Genomic DNA, 19,154 nt, shown 5'->3' with positions numbered 1-19,154 from the left:
CCCGTTTTCCTCAAGCGACGTCCACCAGGACGATTTCGCTGTCTTGCTCAGCGCTCACCCGCAGCAGCGTTTCCTGCTCGATCGCCAGGCCATCGCGGGCGTTGACGCGTACGCCATTGACCTCGACCAATCCCTTGGCGGGCACCAGATAGCCCCTACGCCCGGCCTCGAAGCGGTACTCGGCCGTTTCGCCAGCGTGCAAGGTCGCCGCCAGCAGACGGGCATCGGCGCGGATATGCAAGCTGTCCTCGTCACCGGCGCGACCGCTGGCCAAGGTGATGAACCCCTCGCCGCGCTCCCCTTTGGGAAACGGACGAGTTCCCCAGGAGGGTGCACCGCCCGCTTTTTGCGGAACGATCCAGATCTGGAAGATTCGCGTATCGATGTCTTCCTGGTTGTACTCACTGTGCACGATACCGCTGCCGGCGCTCATGACTTGCACATCGCCTGCGTCAGTGCGGCCTTTGTTGCCCAGGCTGTCCTCATGGGTAATGGCGCCTTCGCGCACATAGGTGATGATTTCCATGTCACGGTGCGGGTGCGGCGGGAAACCACTGCCGGCAGCGATCAGGTCGTCGTTCCACACGCGCAGGTTACCCCAGTGCATGCGCGCCGGGTCGTAGTACTCGGCGAAGGAAAAGTGGTGGTGCGCATCGAGCCAGCCGTGGTTGGCGTGGCCAAGTTCTGCAAAAGGTCGAAGCTGTAGCATTGTGGTGCTCCTCGAATCAGGGAATGTCACCATGATGCGCGACTGACTGATCGAAATTAAGCGTAAATATCGGCTTAAAACAATCCATCCATTCGATCTTTTAACTGAGGCTGATTCTGCGGTTCATCGCCTAATTCACTGATCTTCCAGCAATCGCTGGCACTTTTCAGTCATTACAGCCACCATGTCCTACATTTCGATTCAACCGGAGTGACCGTGGCCCCCGAGCAACCCCAGGCCCTTGCCGAACTCAAACCTGCTGCCCAGCTGCCGTGGCTGCGTCGACTGTTCGCCCGTTTGCTGGAGCATGGTTTGAACCGCTTGCGGGTACAGCACCGCGAGTCCTGGTTTCACGGCCATTTCCTCGGCCAGCGTGATGGCCACGCCGACGGCGTGCGCGACGGTCTCGAGCGGGGGCGAGCGGAGGGTTACGAGGCCGGCCGGCAGGTGCTGGTGATACGCGATACCCGCCCTGATACGGCGGCGGTACCGGGCCAGGACGATAACCTCTTCGATGACTGGCGCTTGCCCATCAGCGCCGATCTGAAAAAGCGCTTCAAGGCCGATGTCGCCCAGCGCTTGCCCGCCGAGTCCCAGCCCAGCGCTGCGCAATGGAAGCTCATCTTCAGCGACACGCCCTCTACCTGCGTGGTTGCAGGCGCGGGAGCCGGCAAGTCGACCTCGCTGGTGCTGCGCATCCTGTTGCTGCGCCATTACCTGGGCTACGAGCTCGACGCGATGACCGTGGTGACCTTCACCCGCGAATCGCGCAAGGATTTCATCAAGCGCCTGCTCCAGGTGTTCGCGCTGTGGCAGGTCAACCTGCAACCGGTCAAGGCGCGGGAACTGGTCCGCACCTTTCATTCACGCATCCTGCCCCTGGTGCGCAGCTTGCCTGGCTTTGGCCAGTTACGGGCCTTCGAGACACTGGGCAACGACATGCCGGCCGGCAGTGAAGCCCAGGCTGACAGCAATCCGTTCGAACTGCGCTTGAACGAGGCTCAGCGTCAGCAGCTCAACCAATGCTACAGCGCTTTGCTCAAGGACAGTCCACGCTTCGCCGAGCTGATTGCCACGTTGCGCCGCGAAGCCCTGCAGCTCAAGCCGTTGGACCCTGAACATCCCGATGTACAGAAGCGGGTGCAGGTGACGCAACTGGCGGCCCAACGCGACGAAGAGCTGTGCGACGTCATCGAAGACCTCTGGTTCGCCGCCGGCGCCTGGCCGATTGCAGGCATCGAGCCGTGCCGCGAAACCGTCGACGTGCGCGGCAGCCGCTTTCACGTGCACGGGCGTCTGGAAGGGCTCGATGCGTGGGTCGTACTCGGCTTCGACCCCGGTGAAAGCGCCCAGTACCAACGCCCAGGTGCCAAGCTTGCGGTGCGTGCCGAATGGGCGGTCAAGCGCACCCTGCTGCAGGCGTTCTGCGACAAGCCGCTGATCTGGCTCGACAACTACGCCATGGCGCGACGCCTGGCAGCATCGCTCGCAGGCGATGCCGTGGCCGGCCCTGGATTCGAATACAAGGTCAAAGGCGAGCTGGCCGCCGTACCCCTGCTCGATGCCTTCGTAGGCGCGGCCAATTTCATCGAGAATCTGGGGCTGGAGGTCAATCCAGCGGTAGCCGCCATGAGTTTCCCCAGCGGCGATTCCGATGCACTGTTCTTCGAAGCGCTGGCGCTGTATTGGAAGGCATTGGAGGCGCACCTGCTGGATCAATCGCCGCCGGTGATGACCTATAACCGCATGTTTGCCCTGTTTGGCGAGAACAACGAAGAAAACCTGCGCTTGCTGCCCGATCCGTTGCTGCGGCCGCTGGCACACCTGATGATCGATGAATTCCAGGACGTATCGCCGCAAATCGTCAGTTGGCTGCGCGCCAGCTTGAGGGAAATCCGCCGTCGCGGCCCGGCCATGCACAGCGGTCGCACGGCCGCGCATGCGTCTTTGCTGTGTGTCGGTGATGACTGGCAGTCGATCTACGGCTGGCGCGGCAGCTCACCAAAATACTTCATGGAGTTCGTCAAAGCCTTCCCGTCGCCTGCCAACACCCGGGTCATGCTGGTCGACAACTTCCGCTGCCAGCAGCAGGTCATCGACGCCGCCGAGCACTTGGTCAAGGGCACGCCGGCCATCGCCGGCAAGAAAGCCCGGGCAAGCGGTCCGGCCGCCGAGTTGCCGGGCTCGCCGGTCAAGGTGTTCGATCGCGACGAAGCGGCCTTGGCCGAGACGCTGAGGGAGCATTACGCGCGCGGCGAGTCGGTGATGATGCTGTACCGCAAGGGCAGTGACCGGGCCTTGATGATCGACCATCTGCAGGGCGTGTTGCAGGCGGAGGCGGCGTTGCCTGCCGAGCAGCGGCGCCTGCGCCAGTTGACCTACCACAGCGCCAAAGGCCTGCAAGCCGATGCGGTGTTCATGCTCGGCGATTGTCACTACCTGACCAGCTCGCCGTACAAGAACCAGGTGTATCGTCAGGCTGGGCTGGGTCGCCCGGGCGATGCCCAGCCGTTCGATACCGCGCAGAAAGAGGAAGTGCAACGCCTGGCCTACGTCGCCGTGACGCGGGCGATCAGCCACTGCTATTGGCATGTGGAGGCGGCCAATGGCGAGGCAGCCGGCGTGCCTCGAGCCTCCAGCCAGGTCGATGGCCGGCAAGCCTTTTTCGAAGACTTGCGCGGCCAATAGCGCCTAGCCCAGGGCGTCCTGCTGACGGGTCAGGCGCGTGTAGAGCGCTTCGAGCTCAGCTTGGCGCTCGCTCATCAGGCGGTCCAGCGCAGCCTGGTATTGCTGGCTGTTGAGCGCCATGCGCTGCAGCCGTCCTGCGCCGTCTTGCAAGGGGGCGGGGAGCGCTTCAGCCAAGTGCTCACGTACCCGACCGTCCAGCTCGGTCACCGGCTCTGCTTCGGGGTCGAGGCAGTAGTCCAGGTATTCCATGCCCTGATACCAGCGCCTGTCCAGTGCACCGAAGTGCAGGGCGAAGCGCTGCCTGAGCAAGCGCCGCCAGCTCGGCTGCGCGGCAATCCATGCCTGGCGCGCGCGGCTATCCCCGTCGAGCTCGAGCACCGCCTGCTCGACGTTGAAGCTGGTGGTGCTGCTGATGTGCGCCGACTCGCGGTAGAGCATGTCCTGGCTTGGCTCCGGGAAATCCAGGGTCGGCGCCGTGGCCTGGCGCAGGGCCAGGCGAATCTCGATATCGTCGACGCCACCTTGCTCCAGCTCGGTCAAGCTGATGTCGTCGAGTTCGTCCAGCGCAGGCAGCTGTGGAAACTGCGTGCGCAGTTCCGGCGCTTCGCCCAGCCAGGTCAAAAAAGCGGCTTGACGCGCGAGCCGCGCAGCGTGGATACGGGCCGCCAGCACATTGACCTGCTCACGGCGGAACAGGCGTCGATAAAAGCCGAATAGATCAGCGGTGGGAATCTCGGCATTGCTGCTCTCGCGGTAGGCCAGCAACTCGACCTCCAGGGTGCTGAAACCATCGGCGCCGGCGTCGCCACACGATGGTGGAAAATCACTGGCTACCTCGTCCAGGCGTTGGCGCAAGCCCTGATCGTGGCTGGCGGCCTCTATCAGGCGCCACACCTGAGCGCCCAGCGACTGTTGATTGTGCTGGGCTTGTGCCGAGCGCCCGACCCGTTCCAGCACCTCTCGCAGCGCACGGTGGTTGTCTTGGTCGAACAGCGCGTCCCACTGCTGGCGCTGATCGGGGTTGGCACTGGCGCGCCAGTCCACCGTCTGGTCCTCGGCCAGGAAGTCAGCATGCTCGACGATGCCCACGCCGATCGCACGCAGCCGTTGCGCTTGTTCCGGGGCAAGTTGGTTGAAATGAAACTCCCAGGCCAACCTGTGTTCGCTCAGCAAGTCGCTGGCATAGGCAGACGCGAGGATCTCATCGAGCGTCGGCAACTCGTGTATGGCGTTCTCGCTCAGGTGCAGGGTGCGCAGCGCGTAGTCGGGCCGCTGCATCAATGCGCTCAGACCGTGCGGCCAGTCCTGCAAGCCGCAGCCACTCAGGTCCAGGCTCTGCAAATGCTCCAGCGTGGCCAGCTCAGGCGCCATTCCCAGCGGGTTGTGCGACAGGTTGAGCTCGGTGAGACGCGTCATCTGGCCGATCCGCGCAGCGGCTTGCGCGCTCAGGGTAATCGCGTTGTCGCTCAGTTGCAGGTGCTCCAGCGGCAAGGCTGCCAAGGTTTGCCAGTCGCCTTCGCCAAGCGCCAGTTCGACGCCGTGCAAGCGCAACGCTCGCAGCCCCCGCAAATGGGCCAAGGTGGCCCGACCGGCGTCGTCCAGTGCCCCAATCGGGCTGCCGGTCACGGCCAATGTGCGCAGCCGCGGCGCCTGTCTGAGCGCCTGCATCAGTGACTCAGGCTGCAACCGGGGGTTGCGTGAGAGGCGCAGATGCTCCAGGCGCGGGAAGCTTTGCAGAAATTCGCCCGACAGGCTTTGTAAACCAAGCCCCTGCAGGTTCAGCGAGGTTATGTGATCCAGGCGTGCCGGCAGCGCCGGCAGTTGCTCCAGGGTCATATGCTCGAGCGTGAGGGTGGCGCCATCATCGCGACGTGCGGCACGGGTGATAGCCTGTTCGAACTGTTGGCGGCTGTGCCGTGCCGCAGCGTCGGCCTCACTGACCCAACGCTGCAGATGGCGTTGCAAGCCGGTGCGCTCGCGTTGCAGATGACGGATCTGCTCGGCGGCATCGCCACGTTGGCGCAGGGTTTCCACCAGCGCGCGGCGCTCAGGTGCAGACAGTGCGGGATACAGCTCTTGCAGCCTGCGCTCCTCAATACTGGTGGTGGCTTGGCGAATCCACTCGCGCCATCTGCCGCGACCGCTCAAAGGGTAGCCAAAGCGCCCATCGGCCAGGCGCAGGGGTGAGCGATAGCCCGCGCGTTGCGGCTGCTGGCCGAGCAGTCGCGCCGTTTGACGGCGATCGAGCAGGGCATGCTGCAGGCGCTGCGCCGGGCTGGCCTCGGGATACATCGTTTGCAGCGCGTGCTGCAAGGTCGCGCTATCGGCATTGGCCAACCTGGGCTGGTACAGGCCGAGCAGGGCCCGGTCCAGCCGCCCCCGGGCTTGCAGGCTGCGGGCTTCTTCGGCGATGCGCAGCGGCACGCGTCCACTGCCCAGACGTGTACGTTCGAGCGCACTGGCGTGGGCCACCAGGGTTTCCAAGGTGCGCTGCGAGAGGCTGTTGAATTGGCGCTGTAGCACCTGCGCCTCTTCGCTCAGCGGTGGCTGGGCCGCCGTGTATATCCGCTCGATCAGCTCAGTGCGATGGGCGCCCAGGGCATCGGCGAGCACGCCGTTCAGCGCACTGGCCCGGTCGTTCGCTTCAGCAATGCTCGGTAGCAGGGCGCTCGCTGCCGACTCGTCCAGTTGGCTGAGCACGGTCTGGCTCAGCTGGCCCAGTTCCAGATCGTTGCGCGTCAGTGTCACGACGCTGGCTTCAGGGCGTGCGGCGCTGCCATACAGGGTTGAAGGTCCCCAGGCTTCAGGACCCTCGAACACCTCCACCATATGATCCGCTGGCCAGCCCGGCAGCTCGAGCAATTGGTCGACGACGTAACCCGGATAGTTTGCCACCGATGCGCCGTGCCGCAGCGCGCCAATCAGCTGGTCGACGTTCTGGTCGACCCGCAGCAGATTCAGGACATCGGCCAGCAGCGGCGGCGTGTTGCCTTCGCTCACATGCACATGGCGCAAGGTGTCTTCGTCCAGGCCTGTGCAGCGCAGCGCGGCATCCAGGTCGGCCTCGGCAAGGTCCTCGGCGTCGCCTGCCAGGCGGCTGAGCAGTTGTTGTCGCGGCCAATCCAGCGGTTGTTCGCCTTCGATTCGCCATGCGCCCTCGCCAACCTGACGCATGACAGGCTGGTAGGCGTGCGGGTCGGCCGGATGAACAAGCCGCCATTGACCGTCAGCGCCTAGGCGTTGCTCGTATAACCGCCCGTCCAGGCGCGCGTAAAAACGCCCTTGATGCAACAACTGTCCGCGTGCGTTGGCCGTGACCGATGCGGGCAGCGTGCGGTTTGTTGCGTAAGACGCCAGCTCCGGCCGCCATAGCCGCTCACCACCTGCGTGTTCGATGCTGATCAGCGAGTCGACGAACCGTGAGCTTTTCAGCACTGCCACACCACCGCCGATTGCGCCCATCAGCGCAATGTTGAGCAGGACCGACTCCAGCTGGGCGGCTGCCTGGGCCTTGTCATCCTGCTCCCAGGCTTCGATGCCATGAAACACGCTGTTCATCAACTGTGCACCGCCCACCGCCAGCATCACGCCATTGAGCCCAGGGACGAACAGCGCGGCCACATTGGCCAGGTCCAGGCCCACGGAGGCGATATGCTCCAGCAGTGCCAGTCGCGCCTGGGCGTCGACTTGAGCGGTAGGCACGGCCAGGCAGGCGGCGTCAGCCTTGAGCCTGGCGACATGGGCGGCGTACAGGCGGGCCCAGGGGGCAGCGGGCAGGGGGTGGGTGGCGAAGTCCAGATGCGGGTCGGGCTTAGGCAGCAGCGGCGGGACCGTGGGCGGTTGCGGTCGGTCGAACAGGCGCTCGGTCACCCGCTTGAAGAGCGCTGCCTGCAAAGCCTGCGGTGCACGGCGGATCATCCACTGCAGCATCGCGCTGTGCTGCATGCGTCGGGTGAGACCGGCGGCTGCGGCTTGGGCCGAACTGTACTGCTGTAGCGGCGCGTCTGGGGCGCCAGGGATGAACAGGATGCACGGGTTGGCTGCGCCGGGCTGCGCGGGGCCAATGACCAACACGTCGTGCAACGGCACCCCAAACAGTTCCAGTCGCCGGCACACCCAGGGCTCGCCGGAATGGGAGGGCGTTCGCGCGTGGGCACACAGCTGCTCGATGGCAGACAGGCCGAGCGCGTCGAGCCTGTCCTGCATGGCGGCGATCTGCGCGTGAACCCGCAGCTCGTCGCGGCTCGCTTGGCACCAGCGCGCTTCGAGCAGTGCTGCCTGCTCGCCGTCGTACAGGCTTGCGAGGTGATCTTGATAACGCTGCCCGAGGTCCAGTTCACGGCAGGTCTGGACAAATCCGGGCACGCTCAAGCCCACCAGCCGCGTGCTGTCGGTCTTGCTGCTGTGCAGTTCGCTGTAGGGGCCGGTTTCCGTGCTATCGACGAAGTTGTGCAGGGCCGCTTCGAGCAAGCTGACTTTGCGCGCGGTGCCGCTGGCATCGTACTCGAACTGCTCGTGCTCCAGCCCTGCCGCCAGTCCAGATTCGCCTTCGACCTGGACGAAGGGGCGGCGTTTGAACGGCTGGAAGAAATACACCGCCCGATCGACCGGGGCGGGAATCGCCAACGCCTGCTGCAACAGCGGCTGGCAAAACTCGGTCAAGCCCTGCAGCGGCTGCAGGGCCTTATGCAAGGCCTCGAGGCTGTGGTCACGCTGCTTCAGCGCCGCCCGCAGCGCCTCGCGCTGCTGCGCGGCGGCGCTCAGGTACCACGGTTCGGCCTGGCCATCGGCCTGAAGGTATGGGTGGCGTTGAGCGCTCATGATCGCCTCGACCGCACTGCTGTGCAGATGTGTGGTCCACGACGGCAGGCTGCGCGCCAGCTGCTGGGCATGATAAGGACGGACTGGGTTCATCGGGATGCTCCATGGTTTGCCGAAGCGCCCATTGAGCACAGAGCCCGCCCTGGCCCTTGGGGTAGATAGGTAGCACGGCATGCGTCGGTGTCGCCTACGCCTGTGTCGGTCAGGGAGCAACGTGACGGCGCTCATCGCGAGAAGGTAAGACGTCGAAGTCTCTTGCAGGCCCGGCCTGGTGGTTGCGCTCCGGCACGCGTGCCAGGCCTCCAAACAGGAAGGTATTCATGCGTTCATCATCGACACCCAGGGACCATCTGCTTGACCTCAATGGCATCGAAATCGCCGTGCGCTGTTGGGGCGAGGAGGGCGGTATCCCCGTGCTGGCCCTGCACGGTTGGCTCGATAACGCCGCCAGTTTCGAGCGCTTGGCGCCCATGCTCGACGGCTGTTTCGTGGTCGCCCCTGATCTGGTCGGGCACGGTCGCTCGGACCATCGCCGGCATGACAGCGGTTATTACCTGTGGGAACACGCCGAGGACATGCTTGCCGTCGCCGAAAGCCTGGGCCTTGCGCAGTTTCATGTACTCGCGCATGGCATGGGCAGCGGCGTTGCCTCGGTGCTGGCGGCGATGACCAGTGGCATCGCCAGCATGACCTTTCTCGACGGCATGGGCGCACCGTTCACGGTTGCCGAAGACGAGCGCGTGCAGCACCTGGCGCGGGCCTATCGGCTCAAGCGCATGGTCCAGCGCAGCCAGTTGCAAGGGTTTGCCGAGCCTGCGGCGAGCCGCTTCGACAACCTTGAGGCAGCCTTGGAGCAGCGGCGCAAGCGCCTGGATGGCGAGCTGAGCGAAGATGCAGCGCGGATCCTGGCGCTGCGTGATTTGTTGCAGTTGACCGACGGCTATTGCTGGCGCCACGACCCTCGGTTGGTGCTGCCCGAACCGATGCCACTCACCGAACGCGAGGCGTGCGAGCTGCTGCAGGAAATCCGCTGCCCGCTGTACCTGATGTTCGGTCGCCAAGGTGCGTTCGCCGGCACCGGCTTCGAGGCGCGCCGGGAGGCCTTGCCGGCGCAGGCCAAGGTTTCATGGCACCCAGGCGGGCATCATTTTCACCTGGAGGCGCCGGACCGGGCGTTGGTCGATCAATTGCTGCGTATCCTCGCGCGCCATGAGGGCGGGTTGCTGCAGCGGGCGGTGAACGAGTAACGCGCCAGCCACATTGGCCAGACTGTCGGCATGCTGGCCAGTGGATATCTCGGCAAAGCGGATTATGCTTGAGATGACCTTGCTGCGATCCGAGGCCCTGCGTCTCGTCGTGCTTCGCGCAACCAATGCTAGCCCTAGGGCCTGGGTGCGATGGTGAAAGGGGTACTGGGTACTCCGGCCTGCGAACACGACAAGACGGAGGCAACCCATGGCGGTTCTCGACAGCGCATCCACGGGCAGTAGCGCGCCCCAACGCGGGATCACCAAGGAGGAGCGCAAGGTCATCTTCGCTTCCTCCTTGGGCACGGTATTCGAGTGGTACGACTTCTACCTCTACGGCTCACTGGCGGCGATCATCGCCAAGCATTTCTTCGCCGGGGTCAATGAAACCACCTCGTTCATCTTCGCCTTGCTGGCCTTCGCCGCAGGCTTTGCCGTGCGGCCCTTCGGCGCTATCGTGTTCGGCCGCCTGGGCGACATGATCGGGCGTAAGCACACCTTCCTCATCACCATCGTCATCATGGGTATTTCCACCGCAGTGGTGGGTCTGCTGCCCAGCTATGCGACCATCGGCGTGGCGGCGCCGGTCATCCTGATCACCTTGCGCCTGCTCCAGGGCCTGGCGTTGGGGGGCGAATACGGCGGCGCCGCTACTTACGTGGCCGAGCATGCGCCCAAAGGGCGGCGAGGCTTTTTCACCGCGTGGATCCAGACCACCGCGACACTGGGGCTGTTCCTGTCGCTGCTGGTAATCCTCACCTGCCGCACCCTGATGGGCACCGAGGTGTTCGAAGCCTGGGGCTGGCGCGTGCCATTCCTGCTGTCGATCGTGTTGCTGGCGATTTCGGTGTATATCCGCCTGCAGCTCAATGAGTCGCCGGTGTTCCTCAAGATGAAAGCCGAGGGCAAGGCATCCAAGGCGCCGCTGACCGAGTCGTTCGCGCGCTGGGACAACCTCAAGGTGGTCATCATGTCGCTGCTCGGCGGGACTGCCGGGCAAGCGGTGGTGTGGTACACCGGGCAGTTCTATGCGCTGTTCTTCCTCTTGCAGATGCTCAAGATCGAGCCGCAGACCGCCAACCTGTTGATCGCAGGTTCGCTGCTGATCGGCACACCGTTCTTCATCATCTTCGGCAGCCTGTCGGACCGCATTGGCCGCAAGAAAATCATCATGGCCGGCTGCATCATCGCCGCACTGACCTATTTCCCAATCTTCAAGGCGTTGACCCAATACGGTAACCCCGATGTGTTCGTCGCCCAGGAGCAGAACCCGGTGGTGGTGGTGGCCGACCCGGCGCAGTGCGCGTTCCAGTTCGATCCGGTGGGCAAGGCCAGATTCACCAGCTCCTGCGACATTGCCAAGAGCTTGCTGGCCAAGCGCGCGATCCCGTACACCAACCAGGCGGCCGAGCCCGGCAGTACTGCGCAGGTGCGCATTGGCGAGCGGGTGATCCCAAGCTTCGAGGGGAGCGCCTTGACCGCTGGCGACCTCAAGGTCCGCAGCGATGCCTTTACCGCCACCCTGGGCGGCGCCTTGAAGGAAGCGGGTTATCCGGAAAAGGCCGACCCCACGAAAATCCACTACCCGATGGTGCTGTTGCTGCTGACCATCCTGGTGATCTACGTCACCATGGTGTACGGGCCGATCGCCGCCTGGCTGGTCGAGTTGTTCCCCGCACGCATTCGCTACACCTCGATGTCGCTGCCGTATCACATCGGCAACGGCTGGTTCGGCGGTTTTCTGCCGACGGTGGCATTCGCCATGGTCGCGGCGACCGGTGATATCTACTACGGGCTGTGGTACCCGATCGTGATTGCCGTGATGACCGCGGTGCTGGGGATCTGCTTCCTGCCGGAAACCAAGGACCGCGACATCAATCACACCTGAAGTGCGCTGCCAGTGAGGTGGCGCCAAGGCCTGCGGCCTTGAGCGCCACGCTCAATCGAAATAGCCGCGCAAGCTGAAGGCATAGCCAGTGTCTACCTGCTTGGCTTCGCCCCGGCTCCAGCGCTTGGTCAGCACGAACTCGAACGCCGGTTCGTACAGGCCGTCGCGGATCAGCGCCCCGGCCAGCACCTCGACGTCATACCAACCGTTGTCCAGCTCGATGATCGGCCGTCCCGGCACCTGGTAACGGGCCAGCAGGTCGCCCAGGGTCTTGTTGGTGAAGTGCTGCAGAATGCGCCAGGTGTACAGCATCACGGCCCGGTGCTGGACGTGCAGCACATAACCATTGCGCCTGTGCTTGAGGCGACTTCCAGGTTCGAGCAAGGCTGGCGTGGTGCCATCGAGGGTGAAGAGTATGTGATAGGGCAGGTTATCGACGCCGGCCAGTGGCACCACCACACCCTCGGCAACCGCCTGATCGCCGCTGTCGGTGCTGGTGAACGCACGGGCGAGGTCGTCTGGCAGCTGGTTTTCCTGCTTGAAGCGCTCGAGCATCTGGATATCGCCCAGCAGAAAATAATCCACCAGGTCGTTGAGCACGTCGCTGAATTCGTGGCGCATTGGTTTTCCTTGTTGTGGCGCACTGGCTACGGCAGCACTGTAGCCAGGGCTACAGCGCCTGTCATGGGGGCGATCAGTGTTTCTGCGCGATCTGGATCAGGTTGCCGCAGGTATCGTCGAACACCGCGACGGTCACGTCGCCGAGGCTCGTCGGCGCCTGGGTGAAGATGACGCCGGCCTTGCACAAACGGATATATTCAGCGTCGATATCGCGCACCGCGAAGGTCGTTGCAGCGATGCCGTCCTGCTTGAGCGCCTGCTTGTAGGTCTTGGCCGCAGGATGCGCATCCGGTTCGAGCAGGAGCTCGACGCCGTTGGGGTCGTGGGGTGAGGTCAGCGTCAGCCAACGATGTTGGCCCATGGGGTTATCGTGTTTGGGCATGAAGCCGAGCACGTAGTGGTAGAAGGCCAAGGCCTTGGCTTGGTCGTCGACGAGGATGCTGGTGACAACGATCTTCATAGGCGCACACCGTTCCTGGGGTCGTTATTAAGCAGTAAAGACGCTTTGGCTTGTTTCACCAGTCGTGTCGGGGTCTGCAGACGAGCGCGGAGGACATTCCAGCTGCGCGCGCGCGCCACGCAGCCCTAGCCTGATCACCCAGTTCAATCCCGATCAGGAGGTGACAGGTATGGAGATGGCTACGTTGATAATGCTGCTGGTGCTGGCAGGTGGAGTTCATGCGCAACGGGAACAAGCCTTGAGCGTCGATGCGGATGCCCAGCTGGCGATCAGCACATTCGATCAGCGCGACGCCTCGGATAGGCCGCAGCGTTGCAAACGCTCGGTAGCGCCGATCGTCGGCATGCCGTGTGAAGCAGGCTTCAAGCCGGTGGGGGATGACTGTGTCATGGTCAATGTCGAGTTCGAGTGAGAGCTGGCAGCGCTGACCGACAAGCGCCATCGATGCAGTAAATATATGCCCAAGCCATAGGCAAATCCTCGAACCCTCGGCCGTCCGCTGTGCGCCGCGCCGAGGTAAAGTGGTGGCACATCAGAACCAGGCGCCTGTTCCCAGCGCCACCGAGGTGCCCATGGCTTCCTATACCCTGCGACAACTCAAGTATTTCGTCACCACCGTCGAGGCCGGCAGTGTTGCCGAGGCGTCACGCCAGCTGTATATCGCCCAGCCGTCGATCTCCACCGCGATCAAGAGCCTGGAAGAGAGCTTCGGCGTGCAGCTGTTCATCCGCCACCATGCCCAGGGCGTGTCGCTAACGCCCAGTGGCAAGCGTTTCTATGCCAAGACCAAGTCACTGCTGCAGATGGCTCACGAGTTCGAGCAGAACGCGCTGGCCGACAACGATACGGTGGCCGGGCAGATCGACATAGGCTGTTTCGAGACAGTGGCGCCGCTTTACCTGCCGCGTTTGATCGCAGGCTTTCGCCAGCGTTACCCCGGCGTCGATATTCGCCTGCGCGACGGCGAACAACAAGACCTGATTCAAGGCCTGACTGCCGGCACATTCGACCTGGCGTTTCTCTACGAACACGACCTCGATGGCACCATCGAGGCCGAACCGCTGATGGCGCCGCAGAAGCCCTATGTGCTGCTGCCGGAAAAACACCGCTTTGCCGGCCAGGCCCAGGTGTCGCTGCGCGACCTGTGTCCGGAACCGATGATCCTGCTGGACGTCGCGCCAAGTCGCACGTATTTCGTCAGCCTGTTCAATGACCTGGGCCTGACGCCCAATATCGTGTTCAGCTCGCCGTCGATCGAGATGGTGCGCGGCATGGTCGGCCAGGGGTTCGGCTTCTCGCTGCTGGTGACGCGGCCACATTCGGAATGCACGTATGACGGGCAGAAGCTGGTGATGATCGACATCGCCGAGCCGGTGGCGCTGTCAGGGCTGGCGGCCGCGCATCTGAAGCGTGTGCAACTGACCAAGCCTGCGCAGTTGTTCGTGGAGTTCTGCCGCGAAGAACTGGCCAAGTTCTAAACACCAAGGGGCGCGTGGCGCCCCTTGGGTAGCGAATCACGGCTGATCCGGCACCACTGCAATGACATCGATTTCCATCAGCCACTCAGGCTGCGCCAGGCCCGCGACCACCAGGCCGGTGGAAATCGGGAACACTCCCTTGAGCCATTTGCCGACTTCCATGTACACCGGCTCGCGGAAGCGTGGATCGGTGATATAGGTGGTGGTCTTGACGATGTGCGAGAGGTCCGAGCCGGCCTCCTCGAGCAACTGCTTGACGTTTTTCATCGCCTGTTCGGCCTGGGCCCGTGGATCGCCCAGGCCCACCAGCTTGCCGGCGAAGTCGGTGCCGACCTGGCCGCGCACGTAGACGGTGTTGCCCGCCCGCACGGCTTGGCACAGGTCGTTGTCCAGGCTCTGATTGGGGTAGGTCTGTTTGGTGTTGAACATGCGGATGCGGGTATGCGTAGGCATCAGTGTGCTCCGAGGTGGCTGACAGTGCTGAGGGTTGGCTGCTGATCCGCTTCACGCTGCTCGCGGTCACGGTAGGCCAGGTAGGTGCGTTGGGTAGCGATATGGCCGGCGACGTGCTTGGCGTCATGCCACACCCCCCAGATGAACGACGAACCGCGCCGCGACAGCCATGGCAGGCCGAGGAAGTACACGCCCGGTTCCCGCGCCACCCCGCGCTGATGCTGCGGCTTGCCGTTGGCATCGAAGGTGTCGACCTGCAACCAGCTGAAGTCGACGCCGTAGCCGGTCGCCCAGATGATGCTGGTCACGCCGGCTTCGGCCAGGTCCAGCTGGCGCAGCGGCTCGACCATGCAAGCGGGGTCGGCCAGGCGCTGTCGAGCTTGCGGTTCCAGCGGCAGATCCAGGCCGTTGCGCTCGACATAGGCGTCGGCGGCGTCGAGCAGGGCCAGGTAGTTCTCATCGCCTCGCTTGATGTTGTCCACCAGGTTGTCCTGGAAGTGCGCCACGCCGTTGTCGAACGACTGGGTCAGGCCGACCAGGGTCATGCCCTGATGAGCAAGGGCGCGAAAATCCACGGTGTGGCCGCCACGGGCGCCGCTGACGGCGATGGTGACGTGCTCGCGTCCAGGCTTGGCGATTTCCGCGTCCCACTCACCCAGCACGCCTAGCCACCAGCAGAAATCACGGTTGCGGTAGGCACGCGGCGGACGGTCATGGGCGCCGACCGACAGGTAGACCTGGCGACCGGCGCGCATCAGTTCCTCGGCGATCTGCACCCCCGAAGAACCGGCACCTACCACCAACACCGCGCCCGCGGGCAATTGCTCGGGGTTGAAGTAGGCGGCGGAGTGGATCTGATGCAGGCTGTCGTCCTTGGGCGCGATCGCCGGGATCACCGGCTTCTGGAACGGCCCGGTCGCCGCCACCACGCGATTGGCGCGGATCACCCCTTCGTTGGTCTCGACGGTGAAGCCTGGGCGGTCGGCATTGCGCACCACGCGTTTGACTTCGATGCCCGTGCGTACCGGCAGGTTGTACTTGCGCACGTATTGCTCGAAGTAGTCCGCCACCTGGTCCTTGCCGGCGAAGGCGTCGGCGTCGAGGTTGAATTCAAGGCCGGGGAAACGGTCATGCCAGACCGGGCCGTTGGCCACCAGAGAATCCCAGCGTCCGCTGCGCCAGGCCTCGGCGATGCGGTTGCGCTCGAGCACCAGGTGCGGCACGCCAAGCTTGCTCAAATGTTCGCTCATGGCCACACCGGCTTGGCCGGCGCCCACCACGAGCGTGTCGATGTCGATGTTGTTCAGTGTCATGTCCGAGCCCTTGTTCAGGCGGTTATTGTCAGGTCGGTTGGAAGACCGCCATTGCCTGGGGCCAGACTAGGGATGCCCGGAACAAGGCGAAAATAGTATTTAGCTGGGGCTTGCCGATAAAACGGCGAAGGCCTTGGGATACATGGCTTGCAACGGCCCGATCGGTGCTGCCCGGCCGGGCTCGGAGGGCTTAGTTTTTTCCTGTTCAAGGGGCAGGAAAATGGTCGTTTGCTGGCGTGTGGCTTGCCTACAGAATGCGGGGTAACGCTTAAATCAACAGGAGTTGCACCATGACCTTTTCCATCGTTGGTCGCTGCCAGGAAACCGGCCAGGTCGGCATCGCCATCAGCTCGTCGAGCATCTGCGTGGGTGCCCGCTGCCCATGGGTGCGGGCCGGCGTAGGTGCGGTCGCTACGCAGAACATCACCTTGCCGGCACTGGGGCCGCAGATCCTCGATCTTCTGGAACAAGGCCAACTGGCGCCAGCGGCCGCGCTGGATCGCGCACTCAGCGCCAATGGCTGGAGCGAGTATCGCCAGGTCACGGTGATCGACAGTCACGGGGAAGTGGCACTGTTCACCGGCAACCAAGCGCTGGGCGTACACCACGCCGTGGCCGGCGAGCAGTGCGCGGCGGCCGGCAACCTGTTGTCCGGGGTCCAGGTGATCGAGGCGATGGTGGACGCTTTTGAGCACACCGGCGGGCCTCTGGCCGACCGCTTGCTCGCCGCCATGCAGGCAGCCATGGCCGCAGGTGGCGAGGCGGGGCCGGTGCACTCGGCGGCCCTGAAGATCGCCGGCGAGCTGACCTGGCCGCTGGTGGACCTGCGGGTCGACTGGGCCGAGCAGGACCCGATCGGCGAACTCGCTCGCCTTTGGCAAGCCTATCGCCCGCAGATGCAGGACTACGTGACCCGGGCGCTGGACCCCACCACCGCCCCGAGCTATGGAGTACCAGGCGATGCGTGAGTGCAGCAGCCGCGAACTGCTGGCGCGCCTGGTCGCATTCCCCACGGTGAGCCGTGAATCGAACCTGCACCTGATCGACTTCATTCGCGACTATCTCGCCGCGCTTGGAGTGCACAGCGAGCTGTTCCATAACGCCGAGGGCACCAAAGCCAACCTGTTCGCCACCATCGGTCCGCAGGACAGGGGCGGTGTGGTGTTGTCCGGGCATACCGACGTGGTGCCGGTGGACGGCCAGGCGTGGACGCTGCCGCCGTTTGCCCTGAGCGAGCGCGATGGCCGTCTGTATGGTCGCGGCACTGCTGACATGAAAGGCTTCATCGCCTCGGTGCTGGCGGCGGTGCCGGCGTTTCTCGCCCAGCCACTGCGCCTGCCCGTGCACATGGCGTTCTCTTACGACGAGGAAGTAGGCTGCCTGGGCGTGCGGTCGATGCTTGCGGCATTGCAGCAGCGCGCTTACAAGCCGCGCCTGTGCCTGATTGGCGAACCTACCGAGCTCAAACCAGTGCTGGGCCACAAGGGCAAGCTGGCCATGCGCTGTCATGTGCAGGGCGCTGCCTGCCATTCGGCGTATGCGCCGCAGGGGGTCAACGCCATTGAGTACGCCGCCCGGCTGATTGGCAAGCTGGGTGAAATCGGCGCTGATCTGGCCCAGCCAGCCCACCACGACACGCGCTTCGACCCGCCGTTTTCCACGGTGCAGACCGGTGTGATCAGCGGCGGTACGGCATTGAACATTGTGCCTGAGGCCTGCACATTCGACTTCGAAGTGCGCGCCCTGCCAGGGTTCGAAGCGCAGACCGTGGCCGATCAATTGCAAACCTACGCCGAGGCCGAGTTGCTACCGCGCATGCGCAAGGTCAGTGCGGCCAGCGCCATTCGCCTGGATGGCCTGAGCGCCTACCCAGGGCTGGCGACAGCGGCCGACAGTGAGGCAGCCCGCCTGGTGGCGCTGCTCAGTGGCTCGACGCAGTTCGGCACCGTGGCATTCGGCACCGAAGGTGGCTTGTTCGATCAGGCCGGTATCGCCACGGTAGTCTGCGGTCCGGGCAGCATGGAGCAGGGCCACAAACCCGATGAGTTCGTCAGCCTCGAGCAATTGCAAGGCTGCGATGAGATGTTGCGCAGGCTGGTCGACTACCTGCAGCAGGGCTGACCATGCGGGGCTGCAGCGCAGCCCCACAGGGGTTAGAAGCTGGCCTTGACTTGCAGGCCAAGCACCAGGGCGTTGTCGATGGCTTTGCCCGAAAACGCGCCAGGTTCGATGATGTATTGCACATCCGGGCGCAGGTTCAGCCAAGGCGTGGCTTGATAGCCGTAGCTCAACTCGATCAACTGCTCGGCGTGGTCGATGTCGGGGAACGGCGCGCCCGCATCGAACGCTGCGTCTTCGAGCACCTCGCGGCTACGCGGGTTCGGCACGGCACGCCCATAGCCCAGGGCCACGGTGTCGCGCGGACGGCCCGCGAATGGCTGGTACAGCACCACGCCTGCGCCGTACCACTTGGTGAAGGGCGAAGCGGCCTTGCTCGATGCCGAGTATTGGCCGAACGCATGCAGACTGCGCCCCGCCAGGCTTGGGTCATTCCATACGGCCTGATCGACCAGCAGGTAGTGGCCGCTGCGGCCGGACACCTGCCCGTCGCTGCCGATGCGTTTCACATCGGAGCTGTCGTAGTAGTAGCCGAGTTTGTATTCACCCGGCAGTTCCCCTTGCAGCTTGTACACCAGCTCCACCGGCAGCACGGTACCTGTGGTGTGCTTAGGCCCCAGGTGCCAGGCGCGGCTGGAGTTGCCGTTGCTTTGCGGATCAACGTTGAACGCGGCAACGCGCAGCTGCCAGGACGGCGAAAAGTCGTATTTCACCCGCGCCCCGAGGTGCGCGTTCGGGTAGTTACTCCAGCCGCTGCCGCCCGACATGTTCAACGGGTGTCCACAGAAGCCTGCGTTCATGAAATTGCACAGGATGCCGCTGTCCAGGCCGCCCAGGTCGTTGCCCATGGCCATGTAGCCGAGCTTGAGGTTCAGGGCCGGGGTGAACAGGGTGCGCTCGTAGCTCAACTCGGTCAGCCGGGTATACAGGCCGCCGTAGTTTTCCTGGATCGGCAGACGGTTGCCGACCAGGTCTTCGGAGGCGCTGTTACCGCGCCTGTCGTTGATCGTCAGCTGGACCTTGCCGCCATTGTCCAGGCCATACAGTTTCGACAGGTCGAACTGCACGCCCAGCTTGACGTTCTGCGAGTAGCGGGCGGAGCGGTGCAGGCCACCGTGGGCGTTGTACGCGGTTTCGCCGCTGTAATCGCCGGTGATCTTCACGCCGTCAGCTTCCAGCTGCTGGCGCAGGCCGCCCCAGTCGCCGGTCAGGGTACTACGGGCGAGCAGGTCGCCGTCGGCCACGGCGGTGCCGCTGACCAAGGCCAGCAACAGGGTAGGGGTGATGCGTATTGCGGATGGCATTGCGGTCTCTCGTGTTTTTCAAGGCCTGTGCGCAAACGAGCCCGCTCCTTCAAG

The 19,154-nt window shown here is 64.1% G+C and carries 14 protein-coding genes; 7 read left to right on the top strand and 7 right to left on the bottom strand.

The features are described from left to right. Positions 1 to 10: 10 nt before the first annotated feature. Positions 11 to 709: a pirin family protein gene (locus tag FS665_RS09025; protein WP_145186569.1), complete on the bottom strand. Its 699-nt coding sequence runs from the start codon at positions 707 to 709 to the stop codon at positions 11 to 13. A 216-nt stretch (positions 710 to 925) separates the two neighbouring features. Between FS665_RS09025 and FS665_RS09020 the strand changes: the two genes are divergently transcribed. Then, positions 926 to 3,397, top strand: coding sequence for a UvrD-helicase domain-containing protein (locus FS665_RS09020; RefSeq protein WP_145186566.1), 2,472 nt, complete (start codon positions 926 to 928; stop codon positions 3,395 to 3,397). 3 nt (positions 3,398 to 3,400) lie between these two features. Here FS665_RS09020 and FS665_RS09015 read toward each other — a convergent pair whose 3' ends face one another. After that, complete coding sequence (locus FS665_RS09015) at positions 3,401 to 8,311, bottom strand: NEL-type E3 ubiquitin ligase domain-containing protein (RefSeq protein WP_178108315.1); 4,911 nt, start codon at positions 8,309 to 8,311, stop codon at positions 3,401 to 3,403. Between the two features lie 227 nt (positions 8,312 to 8,538). On the opposite strand from FS665_RS09015, the gene FS665_RS09010 reads away from it, so the two are divergent. Together FS665_RS09010 and FS665_RS09005 are read left to right on the top strand one after the other, a co-directional pair. Beyond that, on the top strand, positions 8,539 to 9,465 hold the full coding sequence (locus FS665_RS09010; RefSeq protein ID WP_145186560.1) for an alpha/beta fold hydrolase: 927 nt from the start codon (positions 8,539 to 8,541) through the stop codon (positions 9,463 to 9,465). A gap of 208 nt (positions 9,466 to 9,673) precedes the next feature. Beyond that, positions 9,674 to 11,353, top strand: coding sequence for an MFS transporter (locus FS665_RS09005; RefSeq protein ID WP_145186557.1), 1,680 nt, complete (start codon positions 9,674 to 9,676; stop codon positions 11,351 to 11,353). A 51-nt stretch (positions 11,354 to 11,404) separates the two neighbouring features. On the opposite strand, the gene FS665_RS09000 is transcribed toward FS665_RS09005, so the two are convergent. Both FS665_RS09000 and FS665_RS08995 read right to left on the bottom strand, forming a co-directional pair. Beyond that, positions 11,405 to 11,974 carry a hypothetical protein gene (locus tag FS665_RS09000; protein WP_145186554.1) on the bottom strand — a complete coding sequence of 190 codons (570 nt, stop codon included), beginning with the start codon at positions 11,972 to 11,974 and terminating at the stop codon, positions 11,405 to 11,407. 73 nt (positions 11,975 to 12,047) lie between these two features. Then, positions 12,048 to 12,434, bottom strand: a complete 387-nt coding sequence (locus FS665_RS08995) for a VOC family protein (RefSeq protein WP_145186551.1) — start codon at positions 12,432 to 12,434, stop codon at positions 12,048 to 12,050. 175 nt (positions 12,435 to 12,609) lie between these two features. On the opposite strand from FS665_RS08995, the gene FS665_RS08990 reads away from it, so the two are divergent. Both FS665_RS08990 and FS665_RS08985 read left to right on the top strand, forming a co-directional pair. Continuing rightward, positions 12,610 to 12,846 carry a hypothetical protein gene (locus FS665_RS08990; RefSeq protein ID WP_145186548.1) on the top strand — a complete coding sequence of 79 codons (237 nt, stop codon included), beginning with the start codon at positions 12,610 to 12,612 and terminating at the stop codon, positions 12,844 to 12,846. A 160-nt stretch (positions 12,847 to 13,006) separates the two neighbouring features. Then, on the top strand, positions 13,007 to 13,912 hold the full coding sequence (locus FS665_RS08985) for a LysR family transcriptional regulator (RefSeq protein ID WP_145186545.1): 906 nt from the start codon (positions 13,007 to 13,009) through the stop codon (positions 13,910 to 13,912). A gap of 36 nt (positions 13,913 to 13,948) precedes the next feature. Here FS665_RS08985 and FS665_RS08980 read toward each other — a convergent pair whose 3' ends face one another. Continuing rightward, positions 13,949 to 14,365 carry a RidA family protein gene (locus FS665_RS08980; RefSeq protein WP_145186542.1) on the bottom strand — a complete coding sequence of 139 codons (417 nt, stop codon included), beginning with the start codon at positions 14,363 to 14,365 and terminating at the stop codon, positions 13,949 to 13,951. Next, the gene (locus tag FS665_RS08975) at positions 14,365 to 15,678 is read right to left on the bottom strand and encodes an NAD(P)/FAD-dependent oxidoreductase (RefSeq protein WP_145186539.1); all 1,314 of its coding nucleotides are present in this window, start codon (positions 15,676 to 15,678) and stop codon (positions 14,365 to 14,367) included. The genes FS665_RS08980 and FS665_RS08975 overlap by 1 nt, the downstream gene beginning before the upstream one ends. A 290-nt stretch (positions 15,679 to 15,968) precedes the next feature. Between FS665_RS08975 and FS665_RS08970 the strand changes: the two genes are divergently transcribed. Beyond that, a complete protein-coding gene (locus tag FS665_RS08970; RefSeq protein WP_145186536.1) occupies positions 15,969 to 16,646 on the top strand; it encodes a DUF1028 domain-containing protein in 678 nt (225 codons plus the stop codon). Continuing rightward, the gene (argE, locus tag FS665_RS08965) at positions 16,639 to 17,799 is read left to right on the top strand and encodes an acetylornithine deacetylase (RefSeq protein ID WP_145186533.1); all 1,161 of its coding nucleotides are present in this window, start codon (positions 16,639 to 16,641) and stop codon (positions 17,797 to 17,799) included. Before FS665_RS08970 ends, argE begins: the two co-directional genes overlap by 8 nt. Before the next feature lie 32 nt (positions 17,800 to 17,831). On the opposite strand, the gene FS665_RS08960 is transcribed toward argE, so the two are convergent. Further along, positions 17,832 to 19,100 carry a carbohydrate porin gene (locus FS665_RS08960; RefSeq protein WP_145186530.1) on the bottom strand — a complete coding sequence of 423 codons (1,269 nt, stop codon included), beginning with the start codon at positions 19,098 to 19,100 and terminating at the stop codon, positions 17,832 to 17,834. Between the last annotated feature and the right edge of the window lie 54 nt (positions 19,101 to 19,154).

This window comes from Pseudomonas sp. URMO17WK12:I11 (assembly GCF_007677725.1).
In the GTDB taxonomy this organism is placed as follows: Bacteria; Pseudomonadota; Gammaproteobacteria; order Pseudomonadales; family Pseudomonadaceae; genus Aquipseudomonas.
The sequence above is the reverse complement of the archived record's forward strand: the minus strand, read 5'-3'. Positions and strand labels throughout refer to the sequence as shown.